Below are 25665 nucleotides of genomic sequence, written 5' to 3'. Positions count from 1 at the left end.
CGCTGCTCTATCTCGACCTGGACAAGTTCAAGCCCGTCAACGACCAGCACGGCCACCCGACCGGCGACGCGCTGCTGAAGGCCGTGGCCCTGCGCCTGCGCCATGCGCTGCGGCCGGCCGATCTGGTCGCCCGCCTCGGTGGCGACGAGTTCGCCGTACTGCTGCCACAGCTGCACGACCCCCGCGCCGCGGCGGCCGTGTCGGGCAAGCTGCTGCAGGCCGTCAGCGCCCCGTATCACATCGGTGAGCTGGAGCTGGAGATCGGCGTCAGCGTGGGCTACTGCGTCGCGACGGGGCCCGCCAGCCTGGAGCAGCTAGTGGAGAGGGCCGATGCCAGCCTGTACGAGGCCAAGCGCGCCGGGCGCGGCTGCTACCGAGGCGGGGAACTCTAGGCGGCGACGCCGTTCTTGATCTCGTTGAGCGCCAGTTGCAGCACGCGTGCGTCGCTGCTGGCGCGGTGGCGGGTCAGGCGCTGGCGCTGGCGCACGACATCGACGACACCGCGCCAGCGCAGCGCCTCGGCTTCGTTGAGCAAGCCGCGCAGGTCGTCCAGCTTGAAGCGCAGCCCCAGGCCCGCAGCGTCAAAGAGGCGGGCCAGCCAGGGGTAGTCCTGGCCCCAGCCATCGCAGTAGACGGTCTGGCCGGCCAGGCGGGCGTTGAGCTGCTCGGCCATCCAGCGCACCGGCCGGCCATGGCGCCGCAGCAGCTCGCGGCTGATGCCGTGCAAGGCCTCGGCCCCAGCGTCCCAATGCTGCCACTCGGGTTCAGGGGCGATCAGGCCGCAGAACAGCGCGCCCTCGCCGCTACAGAACCCCACCTCGATGGGATAGCTGCCACGGCCAAAGCCCGAGGCTTCGATGTCGAGGATGGCCGGCAATTGCATTGGCCGAGTTTGTCAGGCCGGACACAGAAGTTACACAGGGTTGTCGCCGAGACGGCTAGCCCGGCTCGTTCTCGATCACCTGTTCGCTCTCGAACAGCTGTAAGGCGGCACGACCGACCTGGCGCGTGTCCCAGTAGGCATAGGCGCCGACACCCGCGGCACCGACCAGGGGCACCCAGCGCGACAGCACCCGGCTGGCGGCTTTCTTGCCCAGGTGCACGCCGATGGCCTCGGCGACACGCTGCAGCAGCAGCTGGGCGGCGGGGCGCACGATGACCCGTTCGCCAACACGCACCGTCAGATCACGCAGGGCCTGGGCAGCGGTGTGGCGGAACAGGCACCACAGCATCTGCGCCGGCCCGAGGTCGGCGCTGCGCCCATAGAGGGCGGCGATATCGGCCACCAACTGGCGTTGGATCTGCCAGACGGCCAGCATCTCCGGTGCGATGGTGGCCCAACCCAGCGGCCCGGGCGGCAGGGCCAGGGTGCCGGCGGCCAGGCCAGCCTTGGCGGCGGCACCCTCGATGACGCGCGCGGCCGCATCGCGGGGCCGCGGGCTGGGCGCGCAGTCCGCCAACGGGGGCTCCGCCACCAACGCGAGAACTTTTTCACCCAGATTGCCAGTGACAGCCATGACCGTTCCGCCTTACGCTGCACCGCGCTTCGCGATGCGAGGCCAAAGGATGACACAACACAGGCGCGGCCGAACCGGCTCGTCCAGCCCCGGGAGAAACAGCATGCGATTTCTCAACGACCTGCGTATCGGCCGCCGCCTCGGGCTTGCCTTTGCGCTGTCCATCATGTTCAGCGTGCTGCTGGCCGGCTATGCGCGCACCCAGCTGCACCAGATCAACGCCGCGCTGGAGCTGATGGTGGAGGACCGCATGGTCAAGGTCCAGCAGCTCGAATCGATCAAGGACCACGTCAACGAGATCGCCCAGTCGGTGCGCGACATCGTCATGCTCTCCGATGAGGCCGGCAAGAAGAAGGAACTGGCCGACGTGACGGCCGCGCGCGCGCAGATCGTCGGGCTCGAGAAGAAGCTCGAGGGCATCCAGGAGGAGCAGGGCCGCCGTCTGATGGCCGCCGCCGCGCAGGCGCATGGGCCCTACGACGCCTCCATCCAGCGCGTCATCGACCTGGGGCTGAAGAACGAGGCCGACGCGGCCCGTGACCTGATGCTGTCCGAGACTCGCACCTACCAGGGCAAGTACTTCGCGGCGCTGGAGGCGCTGGTGGAATTCCAGAAGACGCAGATGCACGAGTCCGCCAAGGCCACCGACGACAAGGTGGACTTCGCCGCCATCGCCGTGCTGGTGGCCGCGGTGCTGGCCGTGGCGGTGGGCGCGGCCCTGGCGATGCTGATCACGCGCTCGGTCGTCGCACCCATCGACCAGGCCGTGGCCGCGGCCGAGACGGTGGCCGCGGGCGACCTGCGCCTGCGCCTGGACACCAGCCGCAAGGACGAGCCCGGCCAGTTGCTGTGTGCACTGCAGAAGATGAACGATGCGCTCGTGACCATCGTCGGCAGCGTGCGCGGCAATGCCGACAGCGTCGCCACGGCCAGCGGCCAGATCGCCGAGGGCAATGCCCACCTCAGCCAGCGCACCGAGGAGCAGGCCAGCAGCCTGGAAGAGACGGCGGCGTCCATGGAGGAGCTGAGCGCCACCGTGAAGCACAACACCGACACGGCCCGCCAGGCGGCGCAGATGGCCGACAGCGCCGCGCGCGTGGCCGAGGCGGGCGGCCAGGTCATGGTGCAGGTCGTCAGCACCATGGACCAGATCACGACCAGCTCGCGCAAGATCGCCGACATCATCGGCACCATCGACGGCATCGCCTTCCAGACCAATATCCTGGCGCTGAACGCCGCCGTGGAAGCGGCCCGGGCCGGCGAGCAGGGCCGCGGCTTTGCGGTGGTGGCCGGCGAAGTGCGCACGCTGGCCACGCGCAGCGCCGAGGCGGCGCGCGAGATCAAGTCGCTGATCGGCGCCAGCGTCGAGCGGGTCGATGCCGGCAACAAGCTGGTCGGCGAGGCCGGCCGCACCGTCGACGACGTCGTGACCCAGGTGCGGCGCGTGGCCGACCTGATCAGCGAGATCAGCGCGGCCAGCGGCGAGCAGAGCAAGGGGCTGGGACAGATCGGCGAGGCCGTCAACCAGCTCGACCAGGTCACGCAGCAGAACGCCGCCCTGGTGGAGGAGAGCGCCGCGGCGGCCGAGAGCCTGCAACATCAAGCCCGCCAGCTGGCGGAGACGGTGGCCGCCTTCAAGCTGGACGCTGCCGCCGTCGCGCGACCATGAAGCGCATCCAGATCATCGACTCCCACACCGGTGGCGAGCCGACACGCGTCGTCATCGATGGCTTCCCCGATCTCGGCACGGGCACCATGGCCGAACGCCGTGAGCTGCTGGGCCGCGAGCACGACCGCTACCGCCGCGCCACGCTGCTGGAGCCGCGCGGCAGCGAAGTGCTGGTCGGCGCCCTGCTGTGCGCCCCGCAGGACCCCGCGCACACGGCCGGCGTCATCTTCTTCAACAACGCCGGCTACCTCGGCATGTGCGGCCACGGCAGCATTGGCCTGATCGCGACGCTGGCGCATCTGGGCCGCATCGAGGCGGGCGAGCATGTCATCGAGACGCCGGTGGGCAACGTGCTGGCGACGCTGCACCAGGACGGGCGGGTCAGCGTGCGCAATGTGCCGGCCTACCGCCTGGCCGCCGGCGTCAGCGTCGAGCTCCCCACGGGCCAGACCGTGACCGGCGACATCGCCTGGGGCGGCAACTGGTTCTTCCTGTGCGCCGACCATGGCCAGGCCGTGGTTCCTGATCGGGTGGCCGCGCTGACCGACTACGCGGCCCTGCTGGGCGAGGCCCTGCACGCGCAAGGCCACCGCGGCGCGGACGGCGCCGTCATCGACCACATCGAGCTCTTCGTCGACGTCGACCCGGCCCTGGCCGACTCGCGCAGCTTCGTGCTCTGCCCCGGCCGACAGTACGACCGCTCCCCCTGCGGCACCGGCACCAGCGCCAAGCTGGCCTGCCTGGCCGCGGCGGGCAAGCTCGCCGCCGGTGAGGTCTGGCGCCAGGCCAGCGTCATCGGCAGCGTCTTCGAGGCCTGGTACGAAAGGGATGCGGCAAGCATCGTGCCCACCATCCGTGGCCAGGCCTTCATCAGCGCCGAGGCGATGCTGCTCATCGCGCCAGATGACCCGTTCGGTTGGGGCCTGCCGTCCTGATATCCCCGCGCATCGTGAGTCATTGAAACCTGGGACTGCAACGCAGCGACCGCGGCGGCAAACTGGAAGCGTCGTCGAAAGGAGTCGCTGCGCATGCCATCGGAGCAAGCCACGCTGTTCCGGCCCGAGGGGCCCAAGCCGCATGCGGCGTCGCAGCCGCCCCCCGTGCTGCGCGAGCTGCTGGCGCGCGCCGACGTGCAGATCAACGGCACGCGGCCCTGGGACATGCGGGTCCACGACGCCCGCACCTATCGCCGCATCCTGACGCAATGGTCACTGGGCGCCGGCGAGGCCTATGTCGACGGCGACTGGGATTGCGAGCGGCTGGACATGATGTTCGAGCGCCTGATGCGTGCCGAACTCGACCGCACCGCCCCCGCCAGTGCCAAGCTGAGGTTGTTGCTGGAAAGCCTGCGCCAGCGCCTGTTCAACCTGCAAAGCGTCGAACGGGCCCACCAGGTCGGTGAGCACCACTACGACGTCGGCAACGACGTCTTCGAGTCCATGCTGGACTCGCGCATGATCTATTCCTGCGCCTACTGGGCCCATGCCCGGGACCTGGAGCAGGCCCAGGAGCACAAGCTGGCGATGATCTGCCGCAAGCTCGAACTCAAGCCCGGCGAGACCCTGCTGGACATCGGCTGCGGCTGGGGCGGTCTGGCGCAATTCGCGGCCGAGCACCATGGCGTGCGCGTCACCGGCATCACCGTCAGCAAGGAACAACTGGCCCTGGCCGAGGCGCGCTGCGCCGGCCTGCCCGTCACGCTGCTGCTGCAGGACTACCGCTCCCTGCAGGGCCGCTTCGACAAGATCGTGTCGGTCGGCATGTTCGAGCATGTCGGGTTGAAGAACTACGCCACCTACTTCGACACCGCGCGCCGGCTGCTGGCGCCCGATGGCCTGATGCTGCTGCACAGCATCGGCGTGGACCGCCGCGCACCGCACACCGATCCCTGGATCGAGCGCTACATCTTCCCCAACGGCAAGCTGCCCTCGCCTGTCGAATTGGCGGGCGCGCTGGAGGGCCGCTTCATCGTCGAGGACTGGCACAACTTCGGCACCGACTACGACCGCACGCTGATGAGCTGGGCCGAGCGCTTCGAGGCCGCCTGGCCGCGCCTGGCCACGCGCTACGAAGAAGGTTTCCGCCGCATGTTCCGCTACTACCTGCTGAGCTGCGCCGGCTTCTTCCGCTCGCGCCAGGGTCAGCTGTGGCAGCTGGTGCTGAGCCGGCCCGAACGGCGCGGCGTCTATCGTTCCTTCCGGCCCTAGAGCGCGACGGTGCGGCCCACGAACAGGATGGGACCGGTGGGTTTGGCTATCGGCGAACCGGCCTCGGGCTCCAGCGTGATTTCGAACAGCTGCTGCGCGCCGACGGCGGGCAGGCGCGTGACGGGCATCTCCACCGGCTGCCCGGCGCGCACCAGGCCCAGCGAGGTCGGCCCTGCCGCGCCCTGCGGCTTGGTCCAGAACTGCAGCGAGCGCCCGGGCGGCACGGGCGGCATGTCGCCCACCGGCACGAGGCGCAGCGCGCCGCCGGCCTGCACCTCCACCACCCAGCCGGCCACATGGCGCTCGTCGGGGCTCTCCAGCAGGGCCACGTAGCGCGCGCCGTCGGCCACCGGCAGCGGCGCGAGCAGGCGCAGCGCCAGCAGCAGCGACGCTACCGCGCCGACCGCACTGAGGCCCTGCCAGAAGCGCAAGCCCTGCCACCAGGGCGTGCGGGTCTGCGCTGCCTGGGGCGGCGGCTGTCGGCTGTCCAGCGCGAGCGACAGGCGTGTCCACACCGAAGCCGCCGGCTGCACCGCTGGCGCCTGGGCGCTCAGAGACAGCAGGCGGTCCTGCCAGGCATAGACCGCGGCCCGCAGCGCCGCGTCCTGCGGCAGTGCGGCGACCACGGTCGCGTGATCCTCGGCGCTCAGCGTGCCCAACACATACTCGCCGGCCGCGGCATCACGCTCGATGGGGTCCTGCAGGGCGATCACGACAGGCACTCCTTCAGGCTTGCCAGGCTGCGCTTGATCCACGACTTGACGGTGCCCAGCGGCGTGTTCAGCCGCGCCGCGATCTCCTCATGCGTGTAGCCGTCGACGAAGGCGTGCACGACGCAGGCGCGGCGCGGCGCCTCCAGCCGCTGCAGGCAGCGCTCCAGGCTGTCGGCGTCGAGACCGCGATCGTCATCGACCGGTGCGTCGCGCTGTTGCGCGTCGGACAGGGCGGTCAATTCAGTCACGTCCATCACCTGCAGACGGCCGGGCTCGCGCACGGCTTTCAACGCCGCGTGGCGCACGACGGTGTAGATCCAGCCACGCGCCGAGCCCAACGCCGGCTGGAAGCTGGCGGCGTGCTCCCAGACCTGCACGAAGGCGTCGTGCAGCACGTCCTCCGCACGCTCGCGGTCGCGCACGATGCGCAGCGCCACGCCCAGCAGCCAGCGCGCCTCGCGTTCATACAGCGCGCGCAGCGCAAAGCGCTCGCCCCGCGCGCAGGCGAGCAGCGCGGCTTCATAGTCGAAGGGCGAGAGGTTCAAGGGCACAGAGGGCTCAAGTCCGCGTGGACTCTAGCCCACCGCTCGTTCGGGTCAGGCGGCCTTCCAGAAGATGTAGTCGGCCTGGTACTTGACCACTTCCTTGCGGCCCACGCCGGCTGCGTCGCAAGCGACGGCCGGCGCCACGCCGCCCTGCGTCGCCACGCGCTGCACATAGCTCACGTCCCACATCGCGCCCGGGCCGGAGGCCGGGTTGGCCTTGACGAGTTGCAGCGGGATGTTGCCCGCCGTGTGCGGCGCCACCGCCACCTGCGTGCCGGTGATGCGCGAGCCGTCGTTGGACGCCCAGGTGGCCGGCGGGCCGAAATACGTGCCCTGCTTCGCACCGGCACGGCTGTTCAGATCGGCCTTGGGACCGACAAACACCCACTCGAAGGCGCCGGCCGTGCTGGCCTTGGCGCGGCACTCATAGGTGATCTCGCCGACACCGACGGTCTCCATCACGACGCGGTGGCCGGCCGGCACCTTGACGGCCTCCGGCAGCGCCGCCTGGCTGAAGACGGGGGCCGGGGGGGCCATGCCGGCGCAGGCCGACAGGCCGAGAACGGCGGCGCAGGCCAGGACGGTGGGGGTGATCTTGTGCATGCTGAATCTCCATCAAGAGAGGGTTGAAACACGGGTTGTGGCCGCAGCTCACCCTCTCACTAGCCACCAGCCCGGGCTTTGGATGCAGGGCTCCAAAGAAATATTCCATCGCAAGGCCTGGGGCTTTCCTGGTGGCCGCGGCGCCGGCTTGCGCGCAGCATGGCCATCGCCCCCAAGCCCCCCAAGCCCCCTGGAGCTGCCATGCCCGTTGTTCGTCTGCTGCTGCCTGCTCTCGCCCTGGTGGGCTCGACCGTGCTGGCCGAGGCACCGCCGGCCAAGGTGGCCACCTGCCAGGCCTGCCATGGCGTGGCCGGTGTCAGCATCGCGCCGGACATCCCCAATCTCGCCGGCCAGAAGGCGACCTATCTGGCCCGCCAGCTCGAGGCCTTCAAGGCCGGCACGCGCAAGAACGACCTGATGGCGGCGATGGCGGCGCAGCTGAACGCGGACGACATCAAGGCCCTGTCCGCCTACTGGAGCAGCCTGCCACCCGCACCTTCGGACGCCGCCGCCACGGCGCCGCACGCCGCCACCGTGTCGGCCATGGCCCTGCCCAAGGATTTCCCGCAGGCCTATGTCGAATACAAGCGCGAGCAGGACGAGACCAACAAGACGCTGACGCTGCGCTATGCCAACCGGCCGGCCCTGGACGCCGCGCGCGCCGGCAAGCCCCTGCCCGAAGGTTCCATCCTGCTGTCGGTGAACTACACCCCGCAGATCGGTGCCGATGGCCGTTGGACACCGGGCACCATCAAGACCTACGTCGGCATGGAAACGCGCGCCGGCTGGGGCGACGCCATCCCGCCGCTGCTGCGCAATGGCAACTGGAACTACGGCGTCTGGAGTGCCGATGGCACGCCGCGCCTGGCCCTGCAGCAGCCGCGCTGCCTGGCCTGCCACCAGCCCAAGGCGGCGGACAGCTATCTGTTCACGCTGGCGGCTCTGCGCCAGCCGGCGACCAACTAGCCTTCGTCGCGCTGCTGCTGGAGTGCCGCCGCCACGCGGGCGAAGGCAGGCAGGAGTTCGTCCCAGGCCTGGCGCGCCAGCGGCCGCGGCTTGTGCATCGCACCGGCCCGCGGCGCCCCCCGCAGCGCGCCCTGGCCCGCGAAGGCGACGGTGTTGCTGCAGTCCTTGTCGCCGACGAAGAGAACCTCACCATCGAAAGCCCGCTGCAGCCTGGCCGCATGCAGCGGGAACTCGGGGTGGGCCGTGTGCAGGTTGACCACCAGCAGACCATCCGCGCACAACGCCGTGCGGCAGTCGTCGTAGAAGGCCTGCGAGCACAGGGCCGGCGGCTGGCCTTCGTGGTCGAAGCCATCCACGAGCAGCACGTCCAGCCGGTCATGGGTGTGGCGGACGAAGTCGGCGCCGTCGCCACGCCGCACGCGCAGGCGCGCATCGTCCCGTGGGACCTGGAACTGATCGCGCAGCGCGATGACGTGGGGATTGATCTCGACGACCTCGATGCAGGTGGCGGGCAGCTGGCGGTGGCAGAACTTGACCATGGAGCCACCACCCAGCCCGATCATGGCCAGCGTCTGCGGCCGCGGCACGAAGAGCAGGAAGGCCATCATCGTGCGCGTGTAGGCCAGGTCCAGGGCGTCGGGCTGCTGCACCTTCATGCGGCTCTGGATCTCGCAGATCGTGAAATGCAGGGCCCGGGTATCCAGCGTCTCGTAGACGAAGGGCTTGACGAAATGCTGCGAGTCGGCGGTGTCGGGCATGGTGTGCGGGTGTGGCGGCGGCGCTCAGGCGCGCTGCAGGTCATTGATCAGCGGCGGCGAAGCCATCAGCACCAGCAGCAGTGCGATGGGCAGGATTGCCGAGAAGCCGAAGTGCTTGAAGGCCAGCGCGCCGACGAGGCCGCCACCGAAGAACAGGCCCAGCACCAGGCTGTGGATGAAGAGCTTGTCGCGGTTGGCGCGCACGAAGTGGACCGAGTCGGGCGCGGTGGCACCGTTCCAGTAGAGCAGCCGGCCCAGTTCCAGCCCCAAGTCGGTCACGACGCCGGTCATGTGGGTGGTGCGAATCTCGGCCTGGGAGATCTTGGTCACGATGGCGTTCTGCAGGCCCATGATGAAGCACAGCAGCAGCACGGCGGTCGGCACCAGCAGACGAGTCAGTGTGTCGAGATGAGCGCCCAGCAGGCCGAACGCGAGCAGCAACGCGGCCTCCAGCAGCAGGGCCAGCGCGTACTTGCTGTGCATCTGGCGCCGACGCGCCCAGTTGATGAGCAAGGCCGTGCAGGCCGCACCCGCCATGAAGGCCAGCAGCGAGGCCAGCCCCGCCACCGCCAGCGCGAAACCACCGGTGGCCAGATCGTCGGCCACGCCGGAGATCACGCCTGTCATGTGCGAGGTGTAGCGCCGCACGGCCAGGAAGCCGCCCGCATTGACCGCCCCGGCCACGAAGGCCAGCACAGCGCCCAACTGCCGGTTGGCCGACCGCGTGCGGTGCTTGCCGGTGAGGCGGTGCAGGAAGCTGAGGGTCACAACGCGAATCTAATGTGAATTGCGTACGTTTGCAATTATCATTTCATTAACATAGGAGCCGATATGGAGCAAAAGACCGCCCGCCTGACGGTGCTGATCGACCCGGACAAGAAAAAAGCCTTCGAGACCCTGTGCGCGCAGCAGGACGTGACGCCCTCGCAAGTGGTGAGGCGGCTGATCCGCGACTACCTGGCCGCGCACGGCGTGGAGTTCAAGCCCGGCGTCGACTCCACCACGCCGCGCTGAGCGGGCGCGTCAGCCGCGCGGCTCAGTCATCGCCGCGGCCGATGTAGGCGCGGATGGCGGCGATACGGCCGTCGGCATCGAAGTCGAACACGTCGACGACATGGATGGTGTCGCGGCCATTGATGTCGATCTTCAGCTCCGCCGCCGCGCCGCCTTCGCGTTCGTAGGCCGCCAGCACATCGATCTGCAGGCTCTCCACCGACTCGAAGTTCTTGCGCGTCTCGGCCAGCGCCGCGGCCTTGCCGACGACGCGGATCTTCCAGTCACGCAGCGTGATCGCGTCGGCGAACATCGCCGCCACGGCGGCAAGGTCGCGCGCGGCATAGGCGGCCAGGTAGGCGCGCACGAGGTCGAGTCGGGCTGAACGCATCACCAGGTGTCGACGAAGCGGTGGTTGGGCAGGGGCCGGGTGATCGCCGAGGCCAGGCCGCGTGCCAGCCATGAACGCGTGTCGGCGGGATCGATGACGGCGTCGATCTCCAGCGTCGCTGCGAGGTTGAGGGCCTCGCCATTGGCGTACTGCTGGGCGACGAGGCGCTGGAACAGGGCCTCGCGCTGCGGGCCTGCCGGCAGCGCCTCCAGCTCCTTGCGAAAGCCCAGGCGCACCGCGCCTTCCAGTCCCATCGCGCCGAACTCGCCCGTGGGCCAGGCGATGCTGAACACGGGCCGGTGCAGGCCGCCCGCAGCCAGCGCCATCGCACCCAGGCCATAGCTCTTGCGCAGCACGACGGCGAAGAAGGGCACGCGCAGTGCGCCGGCGGTGACGAAGAGGCGGCTCACATGGCGCACCTGGGCCCGGGCTTCGATGTCGGGCCCGACCATGAAGCCCGGCGTGTCGATGAGGCTGACGATGGGCAGGCCATGCGCGTTGCAGAGCTGCATGAAGCGCGCCGCCTTGTCGGCCGCGTCGGCATCGATGGCGCCGCCCAGGTGCAGCGGGTTGCTCGCCAGCACGCCGACGGGTCGGCCTTCGAGGCGCGCCAGCGCCGTGTGGATGCCGGCGCCGAAACCGCTGCGCAGGACCAGCACACTGCCCGCGTCGAACAGCGCCTGCAGTGCGGTGCGGCTGTCGTAGACGCGCAGCCGGTTCTCGGGCACGACATGGCGCAGCGCGCGCGTGTCCGGCGCCGTCCACTGCGGCATGCGGCCCTGGAAGAAGGACAGATAGTGCTTCGCCGCGGCGACTGCGGCCGCCTCGTCGTCCACCAGCACGTCGATGACGCCGTTCGCATGCTGCACGCTCGCCGGGCCGATCTGCTCGGGCTTGAACAGGCCCAGGCCGCCGCCCTCCACCATGGCCGGCCCGCCCATGCCGATATTGCTGGCGCGCGTGGCGATGATGGCGTCGCTGCAGCCCAGCAGGGCCGCATTGCCGGCAAAGCAGCGCCCCGCGGCGATGCCGACGACGGGCACGCGGCCGGACAGGGCCGCATGGCTGGCGAAGGTGGGCACATGCAGGCCGGCGACGACGGGCATGTCGGTATCGCCCGGCCGGCCGCCGCCGCCTTCGGCGAACAGCACCAGGGGCAGCTTCTGCTCGGCAGCGATGCCCAGCATGCGGTCGGTCTTGGCGTGGTTGCGCGCGCCTTGGGTGCCGGCCAGCACGGTGGCGTCATAGGCCATGACGACGGTGCGTGACTTCTCCTCGCCGAAGGCGCCGCCATTGACTGCGCCGATGCCGGTGACGATGCCATCGGCCGGCGTGTTGGCGATCAGGTCCACGGGCGTGCGGCGGCGCGACTGGGCGGCGACGGCGAGGGCGCCGTATTCGATGAAGGAGCCGGCATCGCAGAGATCGGCGATGTTCTCGCGCGCGCTGCGCAGGCCCTGGGCATGGCGTTTGGCGATGGCATCGGGGCGCGCGGCGTCCACCGTGAAGGCACTGCGATCGATGAGGCGTTGCAGGTCGGGACGGATGTGGTCGGGGTCGCTCGCCGCCCTGCCCGCCTCGGTCGGCATGCCGGCGTCGTCGTCGGGCTCCAGCAGGATCAGGCTTTGACCGGCTTCGACGATGGCGCCCACGGCCGCGGTCAGCGCGGCGATGCGACCGGCGCGCGGTGCGGCGATCACATGTTCCATCTTCATGGCCTCGACGATGCCCAGTTCGGCACCGGCCGCGACGCGATCGCCGACGGCGACGCTGAACTGCAGCAGCCGGCCCGGCGTGGCGGTGGTGACCGCATGCGGGTCGGCGAACTCGCTCTCGACAGTCGGCAAGAGTTCGGCCAGATGCTCTTCGAGCCAGCCGGTATGCAGCTCAAGCCCTGCCAGTTCGGGTCGAACGGCCAGGCGCCGCAGCAACTCGACATTGGTGGCCACGCCTTCGACGCGGCATTCGGCCAAAGCCCGCTGGGAGCGCCTGAGCGCGTCCGCGAAACGCGGACCGCGCACGATGAGCTTGGCAAGCAGGCTGTCGTAGTTCGGCGCGGGTGACGTGCCAGCGACGGCATGGGTGTCGACGCGAACACCGGGGCCGGCGGGCAGATCCAGGCGTGACAGTCGGCCACCGAGGGCTTCGGCATTGAGGCGCCACTGGATCGCAAAGCCCTGGGGCCGTGGCGCAGTGGCCAGACCCAGCTCGGCCAGGCTGCAGCCGGCGGCGATCTGGATCTGCAGCTGCACGAGATCCAGGCCGGTCACTTCCTCGGTGAGGGTGTGCTCGACCTGCAGGCGCGGGTTGGTCTCGATGAAAGCGAACTCGCCACGGGCCACATCGACGAGGAACTCGAAGGTTCCCAGGCCGCGGTAGTGCACCGCGCGAGCCATGCGCAAGGCCGCATCGCTCAGCCGCCCGCGCATGGCATCGTCCAGCACCGGGCTGGGCGCCATCTCGACGAGCTTCTGGAAGCGCCGCTGCAGCGTGCAGTCGCGCTCGCCGAGGGCCAGCACCGCGCGGCCGTCGCCGATGACCTGGATCTCGATGTGCCGGGCACCGCGCATCAGGCGCTCGGCATAGACGCCGTCGATGCCGAAGGCCGCGCGCGCTTCCGAGCGGCAACGCTCATAGGCGGCAGCGAGATCGCCGGTACGGGTCACGGCCCGCATGCCTCGGCCCCCTCCGCCGGCGATGGCCTTGAGCAGGATGCCGTCACCGCCTTGGGCGTCGAGGAAGGCCCGCGCCTGTTCCAGCGTCAGCGCGCCTTCGCTGCCCGCCAGCACCGGCACGCCGCATTGCTGGGCCAGGGCCCGTGCACGCGCCTTGTCGCCAAAGAGTTCGAGCTGATCGGGCGTTGCGCCGATGAAGACGAGACCGGCCGCTGCGCAGGCGCGCGCGAAGTCGGCCCGCTCGCTGAGGAATCCGTAGCCTGGGTGGACAGCGTCGCAACCAGTGCGCCTGGCAATGGCGACCAGGCCGTCGACATCGAGATAGGCCGCCGGGCCGCTGCCCGACAGCGCGACGACCTCGTCGGCCATCGCCGCGGCCGTGTCATCCGCCGCGTGCACGGCCACGCCGCGGCTGCCCAGGTCGTGCAGGGCGCGCATCACGCGCAACGCGACCTCGCCGCGGTTGGCGACGAAAACTTTCGTAAAGGCGGGCATGAGTGGAGCGGCCATGGACAGAGGGGAAACGGCTCGGGCCATCCTAGTCGGGGGGCTGGCGACGCCCTGTCCGCGGGATGACACCCACACGAAACCTCGCTTCGCGCCTGGACAATCCGCGCCCCATGAGCCGACTCCAACAACTCCAGGCACGCATTCCCGAAGGGTCTGCGGTGCTGTTCCTGATCCAGGTCTTCGCGACGCTGGGCTTCGCCGTCCTGCAGTTCACGCTGACGCTGTACACGACGCGCCATCACGGCTTCACCAGCGAACAGGCCGCGTTGATCACCGGCGTGTTCGGCGCCTTCAACTACGGGCTGCATCTGTTCGGCGGCTACCTGGGCGGGCGCTTCCTGAGCAACCGCAACCTGTTCGTGGGCGGCATGCTGCTGCAGGTGCTGGGCTGCGGCACCGTGGCCGGCGGCAGCCTCGAAGGCCTGTACTGGGGCATGGCCCTGTTCCTGACCGGCTGCGGCCTGAACGTGACCTGCGTGAACATGATGCTGACGCAGCGCTTCAAGCCCGAGGACAACCGCCGCGAGGCCGCCTTCCTGTGGAACTACGCCGGCATGAACGTCGGCTTCTTCATCGGCTTCACGGTGTCGGGCGTGTTCCAGCTCAGCGAGGATTACTCGTCGCTGTTCTGGTTCGCGACGCTGGGCAATGCCGCCGCAATAGTCGTGGCGCTGATCTTCTGGCGCACGCTGGCCGATCGCAGCACGCCCCTGGCCCAGCGCCGCGGTGTCGACTTCTGGGGTCGCTTCGCCATCGGCTGCGCCGTGCTGGTGGGCCTGGTGCCCGTGTTGGTGTGGCTGTTGAAGCAGCCCGGCGACACCTCCATCGGCATGAAGGCCTTCTGCGCCCTGGTGGCCGTCGTCCTGATCGTCATGACCCTGCGCCATCCGGTGCGGGCCGAGAAGCAGCGCATGCAGGCCTATCTGGTGCTGACGGCGGGCTCGCTGGTGTTCTGGTCGCTCTACCAGATGGCACCCAACGGCCTGCAGCTCTATGCGGTGGGCAATGTGCTGATGAATGTCTGGGGCGTGCCCGTGGCGCCGCAGTGGGTGCAGAACATCAACGCCTTCTCCATCGCCATCGGTGGGCCGCTGCTGGCCTGGCTGTTCGCCCGCTGGCGCGAGCGCGGCTGGCCGGTGGACATCCCGATGCAGTTTTCCGCCTCGCTGGTGCTGATGGGCCTGGGCTTTCTCGTGCTGCCCATCGGCATCCACTTTGCCGACGGCTCGGGCAAGTCGGACTTCTTCTGGCTCTTCCTCAGCTATGTGTTGCAGAGCGTGGGCGAGCTGCTGATCTCACCCATCGGCTACGCCATGATCGGCCGCCTGGCGCCCCGGCAATACCAGGGCGTCATGATGGGCAGCTGGATGCTGGTGACGGGCCTGGCGTCGCTGTTCGCCGGCGACTTCTCGGGCGTGGTGTCCCAGCCGGTGGACGGCTCGCCGCTGACGACGAATGCGGCCTATGCGACGCTGTTCACGCAGCTGGCGGTGGGCAGCTTGATCACCGGGGTGGTGCTGTTCGGCCTGAGGCCGTGGCTGAGGCGTTTGATCGACGGCGACACCGCCCAGCCCTTGGCCGCCTAGCCTTCAGCCACCTGTCTGCGGCGCCGCTTTGACGCCCGTCAACTGATTTGCGCATTGCTTGCTTGAAACTGGGGTGTAACGTCAACAGGCAGCGCCGTTAGGCACGGCGCCAGCCAGATGCAGTCCGGACGGCGCAAGATTCACCAAGACGCTGCCTGACTGCGCATCCCAGGGGAGGCGAGTCATGAGGTTGCGGACCAGCTTCGAGGCCAAGGTGCTGCTGGCCTTCGGCATGGCGATGCTGGTTGTCGCCGCGCTGTGTGCCGTCACCTGGGAGCTCGCGAGCGAGGCTGGCGAGGCCGCGCGGCGGGTGGAACGCACCGCGGCCGTGTTGCATGAGCTGGCCCAGATCCGTTCCATGACGTTGCAGGCTGAACTCAGCACGCAGAGCTACCGCATTTCGGGGGACGAACAGCAGCTGGCTGAACGCGACGCGGCCGTGACCCGGCGTGAGGCCGTGATGCTGGTACTGAGACGGCTGATGCAGGACAACCCGACCCAGCAGGCGCGCTGGACGGAGCTGCGGGCGGTCATCGACGAGCGCATCGCCCTGTCAAGGCAGATCGAGGCCATGCGCAAGGCCCAGGGCGTGGCGGCGGCCAATGGCCTCGTCGCCACCTTTCCGCTGAAGGAAACGCGGACGCGCACGCATCGGCTGCTGGACGCGATGGAGCAGGACGAGCGCGAGCGGCTCGACCGGCACAGCGCCGAACGCGAGAGGACGGCCCGGCTGATGCGCCTGTTCGGCGCCGGGGCGGCGGCCCTGCTGTCGGCGCAACTGATCGTGACCTATCTGATGTTGCGGCGCCAACTGCGCGAAGCAGCCTGGGGCCGGCGCCAGCTGGAAGAAAGCGAGGAAAGGTTGACCATCACGCTGCTCTCCATCGGTGAAGCAGTGATGGCCACCGACACCGGAGGGCTGGTCAGCCGCATGAACCCCGTGGCCGAGCGCCTGACCGGCTGGCCGGCGGCACAGGCCCTGGGCCGGCACGTGCAGGAGGTGTTCAGCGTCAGCGAGGAGAGCGGTGGCCCGCCGATCACCTGCCCGGTGTCCGAGGTGCTCAGCGGCGGCATGGCACAGAGCGGCGAGCGCGACGCGCTGCTGCTGGCACGGGACGGCAGCACCTGCCCCGTCTCCATGAGCGTCACGCCCAAACGCGACCTGGCCGGGCGGCTGCGCGGCAGCGTGCTGGTGTTCCGCGATGTGACGCTGGAGCGGCAGGCCCAGCGCAGCATCGAGGCCCAGAACGAATGGCTGACCGAGCGCGTGCAGGAACGCACCGCCCAGCTGAGGCAGAGCGAGACGCATCTGCGCAGCGTGGCCAGCAATGTGCCCGCGCTGATCGCCTATGTCGATGAGACCCAGCACTATGTCTACGCCAACCAGCAGTACCGTGATCGTTTCGCGCCGGACCGCGACGACATCGTCGGCTGCTCGGTCCGCGAGATCCTGGGCGATGCCCGCTACGCGATCGCCGCGCCGCTGATTGGCCAGGTGCTGCGGGGCGAGCCACTGACCTATGACTGGGAGCCATTCCCCGGCGTCTGGCAGGTCATCAGCTATGTGCCTCAGCGAGACACCGACGAGCGTGTGGCCGGCTACTACGTCATGGGCACCGACATCACGGAGCGCAAGCGCGCCGAGGCCCGCATCCATGCGCTCAATGACGAACTCGCCCAGCAGGTGCGCGACCTGGAACGTGTCAGCCGGGCGCTGCGCACCCTGAGCGCGGGCAACCGCACCCTGCTGCGCGCCCAGGACGAGGACGATCTGTTGCACAGCATGTGCCATGCCATCGTCGCAGGAGGTGGCTATGGCTTGGCCGTCATCTGGTATCGCGGCGACGCTGCCGCCCCGACCCTGCAGCCGGTCGCCGAATGCGGCTATGAGGGTGGCCTGGCCGCCCTGCGCCTGCTGAAGGTCAGCTGGGCCGACGACGAATTCGGCTCCGGTGTCGCCGGCGTGGCCACGCGCACCGGCGCCCTGTGCGTCGTGGGCGACATGCGACAGGACTGCGCCTATGCCGCCTGGCAACGCCATCTCGGCCCACACCGGTCCGCGATCGGCCTGCCGCTGCGCGTCGGCGAAGACGTCATAGGCGCCCTGGCCATCTACGACGCCGAGGCCGAGACCTTCGATGCCGACGAGGTCACGCTGCTGACGGAGTCGGCCGGCGACCTTGCCTTCGGCATCGCGACACTGCGCGCTCGAGTCGAGCAGGAGCGCACGCGTGCCGCCATGGTCCGGCTGATGCATTTCGATGCCCTGACCGGCTTGCCCAATCAGGCCAGTTTCTCTGCAGCGCTGGAGAAGGCGGTCCGCCGGGGTCAGCCCTTTGCCGCGCTGCAGACCAATATCGACCGGCTGAGGGAGGTGAACGATGCCCTCGGCTTCGCCCATGGCGATGCGATGCTGCGTGAGTTCTCGGCCCGCCTGCAGCAGGCCACACCACCGCAAGCCCTCGTGGTGCGGCTGCGCGGCGACGAGTTCGCCATCCTGCTGGGTGATGCCGACAGACAGGCCGCTTCGGCACTGGCGCGCCAGCTGGACGAGGCGCTGTCGCAGCCCTTTCATGTCGCCGACATCCCGCTCGACGTGTCCTTCAAGACCGGCATCGTGCTGTTCCCCGAGCATGGTTCGACGCCGCACGACGTCTTCCGGCACATGGACATCGCGCTGCACCAGGCCAAGCAGCGCGGTGCCAAACACGCCTTCTTCGACGCCGAGCGCAATCGCGATCAGCCCAGCCGGCTCAGCATGGCCTCGGAGCTCAAGCGCGCCATCGACAGCGATCAGCTGCGGCTGTATCTGCAACCCAAGGTCGACATGCGCAGCGGCCAGGTGTGCGGCGCCGAAGCGCTGGTGCGCTGGCAACACCCCGTCCGCGGCCTCGTGCCCCCCGGGGAGTTCATCGAGCTGGCGGAACACACGGGCCTGATCAAGCCGCTGACCGAATGGATGCTGGCATCGGTGCTGGGGCTGAATCGCGGCTGGGCGCGCCAGGGTTGCGCCTTGCCCATCGCTGTCAATCTGTCGGCCCGCAATCTGCGCGACGACGATCTGCTGGACCTGATCCAACGCTTGCTGTCCGACTTCGGGACCGAGCGCGGGCTGCTGGAACTGGAGATCACCGAGAGCACCTTGATGGAGGACGCCTCCTTCGCGCTGGCCGTCCTGCATGATCTCCGCGAGCTCGGCATTCCCCTGCACATCGATGACTTCGGCACAGGCTATTCCTCGCTGAGCTATCTGCAGCGCCTGCCCGTCGAGTACATCAAGATCGATCAGTCCTTCGTGCGCGACATGTCGCGCAGCAAGGATTCGGCCACCATCGTTCGCTCGACCATCGACCTCGTGCACGACCTCGGCCGCCTCATCGTTGCGGAGGGCGTCGAGACCGCGGAAGACTGGGAGCAGCTGGCCCGGCTGGGCTGCGACACCGCCCAGGGCTATTTCATCGCCCGACCCATGCCGGCAGCCGAGTTCCAGGCGTGGCAGCAAGGCTTCGTGCCGCCCGCCACACGAGTGGGTTGATCACGCCTGGCGCGCGGCAAGCTCTGCCTATCAACGCATCTGCCAGCTCAGGCTGACGAACCAGCTGCGGCCGCGCGGGTCGGTGTAGGTCGGGTCGAAGGTCGACAGGAAGTAGTAGGACTGGTTGCTGAACGGCGGCGCGGTGTTCAGCAGGTTCTGCACGCCGGCGCGCACGCTGAACTGCCTGCTGAAGCGGTAGCTGGCGCTGGTGTCCCACAGCGCATAGGCCTTGACCTTGCGCGGCGCGGTGTCGGGCAGATAGCTGTCGTCGGTGTAGCTGGAGAAATAGCTGTTGCCCAGCGTCAGCGACAGCGGGCCGAAGTCCCAGTCGCCCGACACCCGGTGGCGCCAGCGCTGGATGACCTGGTCCTGCAGGAAGCGGCCGGCGTTCTCCAGGAAGCCCTCGGCCTGGCCGAACTGGCGCTTGTATTCGATGACGTAGGTGCCGCTGAAGTTCAGCCCCACGCGACCCATGTCGCTCGCGGCCGAGCGCCAGCGTGCATCCAGGTCCAGGCCCGAGGTCTTGAGCCCGCCCTGGTTCTCCTTCTTCAGGATCAGCGTCGGGTAGTCGTCGGCCGGGTCGCGCTGGATGTAGCTCGCATAGCGCGTCGGGTTCTCCAGGATGATCTTGCCGGACAGGTCGCTGATGACATCGGTCTTGGTGATGCGCCAGTAGTCCAGGCTGATGGTGCTGTCCTTGACCGGCTCGAAGACGATGCCGGCCGAGGCCTGCTTGCTCTTCTCGGGCTTGAGGTCGGGGTTGGCCACCTTCTGCGTCGGGTACTGGTCGAAGGCGTCATACACCTTGTCGTAGAGGAAGGCCGGGCTGGTGCCGTAGCTGGTCGGACGGTAGAGCTCGCTGAAGGACGGCGCGCGGAAGCCCGTGCCGGCCGAGGCGCGCAGCACCAATTGCTTGCTGGGCTGGTAGCGCAGGCCGAGCTTGGGGTTCACGGAGCTGCCGACGCCCTCGTAGTGGTCGGCACGCAGCGCGGCCTGGATCTCCAGGGTCTTGGTCACCGGCGCATTCAGCTCGGCGTAGGCCGACGCGATATTGCGGCCATAGCTGGTGGCGACCAGGGCCGGCGCGCTACCGGATGAATCGCGGTCGCCGCCGATGTTGTTGCCCACCAGCAGGGCCGAGGGCGCGAACTTCTGCGTCTCGCGACGCAGTTCGGCGCCCAGGGCCAGGCCGAGTTCGCCGCCTTCCAGCTGGGCCAGCGTGCCGGTGATCTTGAAGTCCAGGCCCGAGGTGGCGCCCTCGCCGCGGCGGGCGACGTCGTCGATGCGCAGCGACTGGATCAGCGCCTGGCTGCCCGCGGGCGAAGGGCCGAAGGGGTTGACCTTGCCATCCTTCACTGCCTGCAGCAGCTCGTTGAACTTGAAGTAGCCGTTGACGTAGCGGTCCTTGACCTCGTTCTTCGCATGGCTGGCGCCGGCCGTGTAGTCCCAGTCACCGAACAGCGTGCCCTTGGCGCCGACGACGAAGCGGCTGGCGTCGCTCGTCACCTCGTTGGTCCGGTTGCCCAGTTCGGTGGCGCGGAAGCGCACTTCGAATGTGCGGCTGTCATTCACCGCCTTGGGCAGGAAGGGGTTCACCGCGGCCCAGGTCACGCCGCTCAGCGTCGTCGGGTTGGGCGACAGCACATAGGTCGTCTCAGCCCGCGCCAGCAGGGCTTCGGCAAACAGCTGGTGGCCGCCACCGACGTCCACCACGCCGCGCGTGACGAAGGAGGTCTTGTCGGACTTGGGATAGATCTCGGTGTCGGCCATGTAGTCATAGCCGCAGGCCTCGGCGCCGATCTGCGTGGGCGCGTAGACGGAGGCCGGCGGGTTGCAGGTCGGTGCGAACAGGTTGACCGTGCGCTGCGTGTAGGGCTTGCCGTTGAAGAGGTAGCCGGCCGCGTTGATGGCGGCAAGCTGGGCCGCGCGCGTGGACGCCGTGCCCGACAAGCGGATGTTGCCGGGGTAGGGGCGGCTGGACAGGTAGTAGGGCACCGTGCTGACCAGGGGGCGCTGCTGGATGAACTCGCGCTGCGTGGAGCGCAGGGCATCCAGGCGCTGCACGTCCAGCGTCGCGAAGACGTTGTAGCCATCGCGTGCCAGCTCGCCCACGCCACCGCTGACGGTGAAGGTCTTCTTGCCGGCGCCGCCTTCCTTCGTGCCGGAGGCGTAGGCGTTGACGTCGATGCCCTGGTAGTCCTGGCGCGTGATGAAGTTGATGACGCCGCCGATGGCGTCGGTGCCGTAGATGGCCGAGGCGCCGTCCTTCAGCACCTCGACGCGCTGGATGGCACCAGCCGGGATGCTGTTCAGGTCCACGCCGGCCGAGTCGCCGGGCGAGGCGAAGTTGGCGAGGCGGCGGCCGTTCAGCAGCACCAGCGTCGACGACACGCCGATGCCGCGCAGGTTGGCCCCGTTGAAGCCGCGCTGGCCGCCGGAGTTGTCGGTGATGGAGGCACCGTCGCCCAGGTTGGCGGTGGCGGCGCTGATGTTCTTCAGCAGCTCGGCGGCGGTGGTCACGCCGGACTTGGCGATGTCCTCGCGCTTGATGGTCTGCACCGGCAGCGCCGTCTCGGCGTCCACGCGCTTGATGCTGGAGCCGGTGATCTCGACGCGTTCGAGCTTCTGGTCTTGTTGTGCCTGGGCAGGCAGGGCGACGGCGCAGAGCATCAGGGCGGCGTGTGCCAGCGGGTGCCGGATGAAGGAGCGGGTCATGAAGGCCTCGTGATGAATGGATGGGAGCGGATGCCATTCAGGTTAGGGAGGCGGTGCAGGGCTTGCCTATGGGGTTTCGGCGTGGCGGTCGCTTGCACGCAAATGCGCGTCGCTTCTCGGCAAACGAGGTGCGCAACGCCGCAACAGCGCTTGCCTACAAGCGACATGCAATTGCGTCCGCCGCGCGAGCCCGGTCCAACCCGCTGGTTCAGCCGCGCAAGCGCTGCCAAGATCGGGACATGAGATTCCTGACCCGCTTTCTGCTTGTCGCACTGTGGTGCGCCACCACCGCCCACGCCGGCACGGCCATCGTCATCGGTGGTGCCTTGAAGAACGACAACGAGGCCGTCTGGCAACGCGTCGTCGAGGAAGCCGGTGGCGCCGGCGCGCCCATCGCCGTGTTCGCCACGGCCGCGGCCAACCCCGAGCGCAGCGCCGGCCTCATCGTGGCGGCACTGAACCGCCACGGCGCCAATGCCGAGGCCATTCCCGTCGCGCCGCGCCAGAAGGACGTCGACCTGCAGGCCAACCTCAACGACCCCAAGCTGATCGCCAAGGTCGCCGCGTCCAAGGCAGTGTTCTTCTCGGGCGGCGCCCAGGAATACATCGTCGACACCCTGCAGCCCAAGGGCGAGCCGACGGCCATGCTGAAAGCCATCTGGCAGGTCTTCGACGGCGGCGGCGTGGTGGCCGGCAGCAGTGCCGGCGCGGCCATCATGAGTCGCATGATGTTCCGCGACGCCGGTGACAACATGCAGATCCTCAAGGGCCAGTGGCGTGAAGGCCGCGAATACGACCGCGGCCTGGGCTTCGTCGGGCACGACCTGTTCGTGGACCAGCACTTCCTCAGGCGCGGCCGCATCGGCCGCATGCTGCCGGCCATGCGCGCCTTCGGCTACACGCTGGGCCTGGGCGTGGAGGAGAACACGGCGGCCATCGTCAAGGGCAGCGAGGTCGAGATCGTCGGCGCGCGGGGCGCCCTGCTGGTGGACCTGTCCGAGGCCACGGCCGACACCAAGCTGCCCGCCTTCAACCTGCGCGGCGCCCTCATCAGCTACCTGGACCGCGGCGACAAGCACAACCTCAAGAGCGGCGTCACCACACCCGCCGCCCACAAGCTGCGCGACCAGAAGATCGACCCGGCCGCGAGCGACTACAAGCCCTATCTGCAGAACGAGAACTACTTCCTCGACATCCTGGCCGACAACACCATCGTCACCGCCATGGCCCAGCTGCTGGACGGCCGCGCGCCCGAGGTGCGCGGCCTGGCCTATCGCATCAGGCCCCGTCCCAACGACCTGTCGCCCGAGCTGGGCTTCGAGTTCCGCCTCTACAAGGGGCCGGGCCTGGTGGGCTGGTTCAGCGGGGCGCTCGGCGGCGAGGACTACACCGTGCTGAAGGCCCGCCTGGATGTCATCCCGGTGCGCATGGCGACGCCGCTGTTCACGCCTTTGACCCCGAACTGACATGCGCAGCGTCCACCACGAATTGCCGGCAGCCAGCGCCGGCACGCAGCGCCATGTCCGCAGCCTGCATTTCGGCCGCGGCGAGTCGGGGCGCAAGGCCTATCTACAGGCCTCGCTGCATGCAGACGAAGTGCCGCCGATGCTGGTCGCCCAGGCGCTCATCGAGCGTCTGGTGGCACTCGACGCGGCAGGTGCGATTGCCGGCGAGATCGTCCTTGTGCCCATGGCCAATCCCATCGGCCTCGCCCAGGACGTGCAGGGCTCGGCCTTCGGCCGCTTCGACCTGGGCACCGGCGTCAACTTCAACCGCCAGTTCAAGCATCTGACGGCGGCGCTGATCCCGCTGGTCGAATCGCAGCTCGGCGCCGATGCGGCAGCCAACACGCTCACCATCCGAGCCGCCTGCCTTCATCTGCTTGAAGCCTGGCGTCCCAACAGCGAAGCCGAAGCCCTGAAGCGCCTGCTGCAAACGCTGGCCATGGACGCCGACCTGGTGCTGGACCTGCACTGCGACAACCAGGCCGTCATGCATGTCTACACCGGCACGCCGCAAATCGAAGCGCTGCGGCCGCTGGCCGGCTATCTCGGCGCCCAGGCGCTGCTGTTCAGCGCGGTGTCGGGCGACGACCCTTTTGACGAATCCATCTCGCGCATCTGGTGGGAGCTGGCCGCGCATTTCGACGGCCGCTTTCCCATCGAGCCCAATGCCTGCCTGGCCGCCACCGTCGAGCTGCGCGGCGAGACCGAGGTCACGCATGAGCTGGCCGAGCACGATGCCGACGCGCTGATTGCCTTCCTGCGCCATCTCGGCCATGTCGACGGCCTGGCGCCGCCGCCGCCACCCACCTGCGAGCCCACACCGCTGGAAGGCGTGGAGCCCATCACCGCACCCACCAGCGGCATCGTCGTCTTCAACAAGGCGCCGGGCGACTGGGTGGAGGCGGGCGAACTGGTCGCCGAGGTCATCGACCCGCTGACCGATGAGTGCACGCCGCTGCACGCCCGCGCCAGCGGCCGCTGCTTCGCCCGCAGCGCCCGCCGCTTCGCCATCCGCGGCATGCGCCTGGCCAAGATCGCCGGTGCTACCGCCTATCGCAGCGGCAAGCTGTTGAGCCCATGAAGCTGCGCCTGCCCAACACCTATGTGCTGCTGTTCGCGCTGCTGGCACTGATCGCGGCGGCCACCTGGATCGTGCCCGGTGGGCGCTTCCAGACCGAGCTGGTCAACGGCAAGACGCTGATCGTCGCCGGCAGCTTTCATCTCATCGATGCCAAGCCCCAGGGCCTGACGGCACTGCTGACGGCGCCCATCAAGGGCTTTGTCGAAGCGGCGTTGATCATCGGCTTCGTGTTGATCGTCGGCGGCGCCTTCGCGGTGCTGCAGCGCACCGAGGCCATCGACGCGCTGATCAAGTCCGTCGCCCGCGCCCACAGTCGTTCGGCCCTGGTGCGCTTGGCCGTCATCCCGGTCTTCGTCACGCTGTTCTCGCTCGGTGGCGCCAGCTTTGGCATGGCGGAGGAGGCCATCCCCTTCGTGCTGATCTTCATCCCGCTGGCACTGGCGCTGAAGCTGGACACCCTGACCGGCGTGGCCATCCCCTTCGTCGGCTCGCAGGTGGGCTTTGCCACGGCCTTTTTGAACCCCTTCAACGTCGGCGTGGCGCAAGGGATTGCCGGCGTGCCCATGTTCTCGGGTCTGGGTTATCGCGCGCTGTGCTGGGTCATCGCGACGAGCGTCACCATCGCCTTCCTGATGTGGTGGGCCGCGCGCATCAAGCGCTCGCCCGAGCTGAGCCCCAGCTACGTCATGGACCAGGAGCGGCGCAAGACGCTGGACCTGGCCCGCTTCGAGGCCTTCACCGGCATGAGCGGCCGCCATCGCGCGGTGCTGTGGCTGTTCGCCGGCACGCTGCTGGTCATGATCGGCGGCGTCGTCGGGTTCGGCTGGTACATCGAGGAGATCGCCGCCCTCTTCCTCGTCATGGCCGTGGCTGTCGGTGCGGTGGCCAAGCTGTCGGCAGACGACTTCATGGCCGCCTTCCTGCACGGCGCGCGCGACCTGGTCGGCACGGCCCTGGTCATCGCGCTGGCCAAGGGCACCGTCATCCTGATGCGCGAGGGCCAGATCATCGACACGCTGCTGAACGCGTTGGCGCCGCTGGTCGCGTCCAGCACGCCGGTGCTGGCGGCGCAGAAGATGTTCGCCATCCAGTCGCTCATCAACTTCTTCATCCACTCCGGCACCGGCCAGGCCGCGCTGACCATGCCCATCATGGCGCCGCTGGCCGACCTCGTCGGCGTCACGCGCCAGACCGCCGTGCTGGCCTTCCAGCTGGGCGAACTGACCACGCCCATCATCCCGACCTCGGGCATCACCGTCGGCGTGCTGGCGCTGGCCGGCGTGCCCTTCGGCCAGTGGGTGCGCTGGATGCTGCCGCTGCAGGGCCTCTACCTCGTCATGGCCCTGGCCCTGCTGGCCTTCCCTGCACTGACGGGCTGGGTACAGTGAGCGCATGACGCCACCCGTCCGCCRCATCGGCCTGCTGCTGGAGCCGGGTTTCCCGCTGCTCGCGCTGGCCGCCGTGGTGGACAGCCTGGAGGCCGCCAACGAGCTGCAGGACGAGGCCCTGTACCGCGCCGAGGCGCTGTCGATGAGCGGTGGGTTGATCACTGCCCAGGGCGGTGTGACCGTGCAGGCCGGCAGCGCGGCGCCACCGGCCGACTGGCATGCCGTCTTCGTCATCGCCGCCGAGCCCACGCCACCTGATGCAAGCGCCCTCGCACTGCTGCGCCGCTGGGCCACGGACGGCGTCGCGC

The 25665-nt window shown here is 69.0% G+C and carries 22 protein-coding genes; 12 read left to right on the top strand and 10 right to left on the bottom strand.

Going from position 1 to position 25665, the window contains the following annotated elements:
* The coding region (locus tag AC1DW3_RS29240; protein ID WP_477937538.1) for a diguanylate cyclase domain-containing protein at positions 1-392 on the top strand (392 nt) is incomplete at its 5' end.
* Here the strand turns inward: AC1DW3_RS29240 and AC1DW3_RS29235 are convergent.
* Positions 389-883, bottom strand: coding sequence for a hypothetical protein (locus tag AC1DW3_RS29235; protein WP_477937536.1), 495 nt, complete (start codon positions 881-883; stop codon positions 389-391). The two genes, AC1DW3_RS29240 and AC1DW3_RS29235, sit on opposite strands and share 4 nt — an antisense overlap.
* 55 nt (positions 884-938) lie before the next feature.
* A complete protein-coding gene (locus tag AC1DW3_RS29230) occupies positions 939-1517 on the bottom strand; it encodes a hypothetical protein (protein WP_477937534.1) in 579 nt (192 codons plus the stop codon).
* Positions 1518-1620: 103 nt separating this feature from the next.
* On the opposite strand from AC1DW3_RS29230, the gene AC1DW3_RS29225 reads away from it, so the two are divergent.
* The 3 genes from AC1DW3_RS29225 to cfa all read left to right on the top strand — a co-directional run bounded on the left by AC1DW3_RS29225 (position 1621) and on the right by cfa (position 5393).
* Positions 1621-3186: a methyl-accepting chemotaxis protein gene (locus AC1DW3_RS29225; protein ID WP_477937532.1), complete on the top strand. Its 1566-nt coding sequence runs from the start codon at positions 1621-1623 to the stop codon at positions 3184-3186.
* The gene (locus tag AC1DW3_RS29220; protein WP_477937530.1) at positions 3183-4121 is read left to right on the top strand and encodes a 4-hydroxyproline epimerase; all 939 of its coding nucleotides are present in this window, start codon (positions 3183-3185) and stop codon (positions 4119-4121) included. Before AC1DW3_RS29225 ends, AC1DW3_RS29220 begins: the two co-directional genes overlap by 4 nt.
* Before the next feature lie 93 nt (positions 4122-4214).
* On the top strand, positions 4215-5393 hold the full coding sequence (gene cfa / locus AC1DW3_RS29215; protein ID WP_477937528.1) for a cyclopropane fatty acyl phospholipid synthase: 1179 nt from the start codon (positions 4215-4217) through the stop codon (positions 5391-5393).
* Here cfa and AC1DW3_RS29210 read toward each other — a convergent pair.
* Genes AC1DW3_RS29210 through AC1DW3_RS29200 form a run of 3 tightly spaced genes read right to left on the bottom strand, consistent with a single transcriptional unit; the run spans position 5390 to position 7254 of the window.
* Positions 5390-6106, bottom strand: a complete 717-nt coding sequence (locus AC1DW3_RS29210) for an anti-sigma factor (RefSeq protein ID WP_477937526.1) — start codon at positions 6104-6106, stop codon at positions 5390-5392. The genes cfa and AC1DW3_RS29210 overlap by 4 nt on opposite strands.
* Positions 6103-6657, bottom strand: coding sequence for a sigma-70 family RNA polymerase sigma factor (locus AC1DW3_RS29205; protein ID WP_477937524.1), 555 nt, complete (start codon positions 6655-6657; stop codon positions 6103-6105). The genes AC1DW3_RS29210 and AC1DW3_RS29205 overlap by 4 nt, the downstream gene beginning before the upstream one ends.
* A gap of 45 nt (positions 6658-6702) precedes the next feature.
* The gene (locus AC1DW3_RS29200; RefSeq protein WP_477937522.1) at positions 6703-7254 is read right to left on the bottom strand and encodes a DUF3455 domain-containing protein; all 552 of its coding nucleotides are present in this window, start codon (positions 7252-7254) and stop codon (positions 6703-6705) included.
* Between the two features lie 201 nt (positions 7255-7455).
* Between AC1DW3_RS29200 and AC1DW3_RS29195 the strand changes: the two genes are divergently transcribed.
* Entirely contained in the window at positions 7456-8220 is a 765-nt protein-coding gene (locus AC1DW3_RS29195) for a cytochrome P460 family protein (RefSeq protein ID WP_477937521.1), read from the top strand.
* On the opposite strand, the gene AC1DW3_RS29190 is transcribed toward AC1DW3_RS29195, so the two are convergent.
* Together AC1DW3_RS29190 and AC1DW3_RS29185 are read right to left on the bottom strand one after the other, a co-directional pair.
* Positions 8217-8978, bottom strand: coding sequence for a spermine/spermidine synthase domain-containing protein (locus AC1DW3_RS29190; RefSeq protein ID WP_477937519.1), 762 nt, complete (start codon positions 8976-8978; stop codon positions 8217-8219). The two genes, AC1DW3_RS29195 and AC1DW3_RS29190, sit on opposite strands and share 4 nt — an antisense overlap.
* Before the next feature lie 24 nt (positions 8979-9002).
* Entirely contained in the window at positions 9003-9746 is a 744-nt protein-coding gene (locus tag AC1DW3_RS29185; RefSeq protein WP_477937517.1) for a YoaK family protein, read from the bottom strand.
* 63 nt (positions 9747-9809) lie between these two features.
* Here AC1DW3_RS29185 and AC1DW3_RS29180 point away from each other — a divergent pair, with 63 nt between their 5' ends.
* A complete protein-coding gene (locus AC1DW3_RS29180; protein WP_477937515.1) occupies positions 9810-9992 on the top strand; it encodes a CopG family transcriptional regulator in 183 nt (60 codons plus the stop codon).
* Positions 9993-10014: 22 nt separating this feature from the next.
* On the opposite strand, the gene AC1DW3_RS29175 is transcribed toward AC1DW3_RS29180, so the two are convergent.
* Together AC1DW3_RS29175 and AC1DW3_RS29170 are read right to left on the bottom strand one after the other, a co-directional pair.
* Positions 10015-10362 carry a nuclear transport factor 2 family protein gene (locus AC1DW3_RS29175; protein ID WP_477937513.1) on the bottom strand — a complete coding sequence of 116 codons (348 nt, stop codon included), beginning with the start codon at positions 10360-10362 and terminating at the stop codon, positions 10015-10017.
* The gene (locus AC1DW3_RS29170; RefSeq protein ID WP_477937511.1) at positions 10362-13547 is read right to left on the bottom strand and encodes a carboxyl transferase domain-containing protein; all 3186 of its coding nucleotides are present in this window, start codon (positions 13545-13547) and stop codon (positions 10362-10364) included. The genes AC1DW3_RS29175 and AC1DW3_RS29170 overlap by 1 nt, the downstream gene beginning before the upstream one ends.
* A 110-nt stretch (positions 13548-13657) precedes the next feature.
* Between AC1DW3_RS29170 and AC1DW3_RS29165 the strand changes: the two genes are divergently transcribed.
* Together AC1DW3_RS29165 and AC1DW3_RS29160 are read left to right on the top strand one after the other, a co-directional pair.
* On the top strand, positions 13658-15133 hold the full coding sequence (locus tag AC1DW3_RS29165; RefSeq protein ID WP_477937509.1) for a peptide MFS transporter: 1476 nt from the start codon (positions 13658-13660) through the stop codon (positions 15131-15133).
* Positions 15134-15317: 184 nt separating this feature from the next.
* The gene (locus AC1DW3_RS29160) at positions 15318-18668 is read left to right on the top strand and encodes an EAL domain-containing protein (protein WP_477937507.1); all 3351 of its coding nucleotides are present in this window, start codon (positions 15318-15320) and stop codon (positions 18666-18668) included.
* A gap of 30 nt (positions 18669-18698) precedes the next feature.
* On the opposite strand, the gene AC1DW3_RS29155 is transcribed toward AC1DW3_RS29160, so the two are convergent.
* Positions 18699-21383, bottom strand: a complete 2685-nt coding sequence (locus tag AC1DW3_RS29155; RefSeq protein ID WP_477937505.1) for a TonB-dependent receptor — start codon at positions 21381-21383, stop codon at positions 18699-18701.
* 239 nt (positions 21384-21622) lie between these two features.
* On the opposite strand from AC1DW3_RS29155, the gene AC1DW3_RS29150 reads away from it, so the two are divergent.
* From AC1DW3_RS29150 to AC1DW3_RS29135, 4 genes are all read left to right on the top strand, one after another.
* Positions 21623-22849, top strand: coding sequence for a cyanophycinase (locus AC1DW3_RS29150; protein ID WP_477937503.1), 1227 nt, complete (start codon positions 21623-21625; stop codon positions 22847-22849).
* A gap of 1 nt (position 22850) precedes the next feature.
* Complete coding sequence (locus AC1DW3_RS29145; RefSeq protein WP_477937501.1) at positions 22851-23969, top strand: M14 family metallopeptidase; 1119 nt, start codon at positions 22851-22853, stop codon at positions 23967-23969.
* A complete protein-coding gene (locus AC1DW3_RS29140; RefSeq protein WP_477937499.1) occupies positions 23966-25357 on the top strand; it encodes a YfcC family protein in 1392 nt (463 codons plus the stop codon). Before AC1DW3_RS29145 ends, AC1DW3_RS29140 begins: the two co-directional genes overlap by 4 nt.
* 4 nt (positions 25358-25361) lie before the next feature.
* On the top strand, positions 25362-25665 hold a 304-nt coding region (locus tag AC1DW3_RS29135; protein WP_477937497.1), incomplete at its 3' end, for a type 1 glutamine amidotransferase family protein.

The organism is Roseateles sp. P2_H4, from assembly GCF_056403315.1.
Note: the sequence above shows the minus strand (reverse complement) of the source record. Positions and strands in the feature narration are given on the sequence as shown.

Bases quoted from the DNA above. Each gene is read 5' to 3' on its own strand.
- AC1DW3_RS29235 (WP_477937536.1), bottom strand. From the start codon at position 883: ATGCAATTGCCGGCCATCCTCGACATCGAAGCCTCGGGCTTTGGCCGT.
- AC1DW3_RS29230 (WP_477937534.1), bottom strand. From the start codon at position 1,517: ATGGCTGTCACTGGCAATCTGGGTGAAAAAGTTCTCGCGTTGGTGGCG.
- AC1DW3_RS29225 (WP_477937532.1), top strand. From the start codon at position 1,621: ATGCGATTTCTCAACGACCTGCGTATCGGCCGCCGCCTCGGGCTTGCC.
- AC1DW3_RS29220 (WP_477937530.1), top strand. From the start codon at position 3,183: ATGAAGCGCATCCAGATCATCGACTCCCACACCGGTGGCGAGCCGACA.
- cfa (WP_477937528.1), top strand. From the start codon at position 4,215: ATGCCATCGGAGCAAGCCACGCTGTTCCGGCCCGAGGGGCCCAAGCCG.
- AC1DW3_RS29200 (WP_477937522.1), bottom strand. From the start codon at position 7,254: ATGCACAAGATCACCCCCACCGTCCTGGCCTGCGCCGCCGTTCTCGGC.
- AC1DW3_RS29195 (WP_477937521.1), top strand. From the start codon at position 7,456: ATGCCCGTTGTTCGTCTGCTGCTGCCTGCTCTCGCCCTGGTGGGCTCG.
- AC1DW3_RS29190 (WP_477937519.1), bottom strand. From the start codon at position 8,978: ATGCCCGACACCGCCGACTCGCAGCATTTCGTCAAGCCCTTCGTCTAC.
- AC1DW3_RS29180 (WP_477937515.1), top strand. From the start codon at position 9,810: ATGGAGCAAAAGACCGCCCGCCTGACGGTGCTGATCGACCCGGACAAG.
- AC1DW3_RS29175 (WP_477937513.1), bottom strand. From the start codon at position 10,362: ATGCGTTCAGCCCGACTCGACCTCGTGCGCGCCTACCTGGCCGCCTAT.
- AC1DW3_RS29170 (WP_477937511.1), bottom strand. From the start codon at position 13,547: ATGGCCGCTCCACTCATGCCCGCCTTTACGAAAGTTTTCGTCGCCAAC.
- AC1DW3_RS29165 (WP_477937509.1), top strand. From the start codon at position 13,658: ATGAGCCGACTCCAACAACTCCAGGCACGCATTCCCGAAGGGTCTGCG.
- AC1DW3_RS29160 (WP_477937507.1), top strand. From the start codon at position 15,318: ATGAGGTTGCGGACCAGCTTCGAGGCCAAGGTGCTGCTGGCCTTCGGC.
- AC1DW3_RS29155 (WP_477937505.1), bottom strand. From the start codon at position 21,383: ATGACCCGCTCCTTCATCCGGCACCCGCTGGCACACGCCGCCCTGATG.
- AC1DW3_RS29150 (WP_477937503.1), top strand. From the start codon at position 21,623: ATGAGATTCCTGACCCGCTTTCTGCTTGTCGCACTGTGGTGCGCCACC.
- AC1DW3_RS29145 (WP_477937501.1), top strand. From the start codon at position 22,851: ATGCGCAGCGTCCACCACGAATTGCCGGCAGCCAGCGCCGGCACGCAG.
- AC1DW3_RS29140 (WP_477937499.1), top strand. From the start codon at position 23,966: ATGAAGCTGCGCCTGCCCAACACCTATGTGCTGCTGTTCGCGCTGCTG.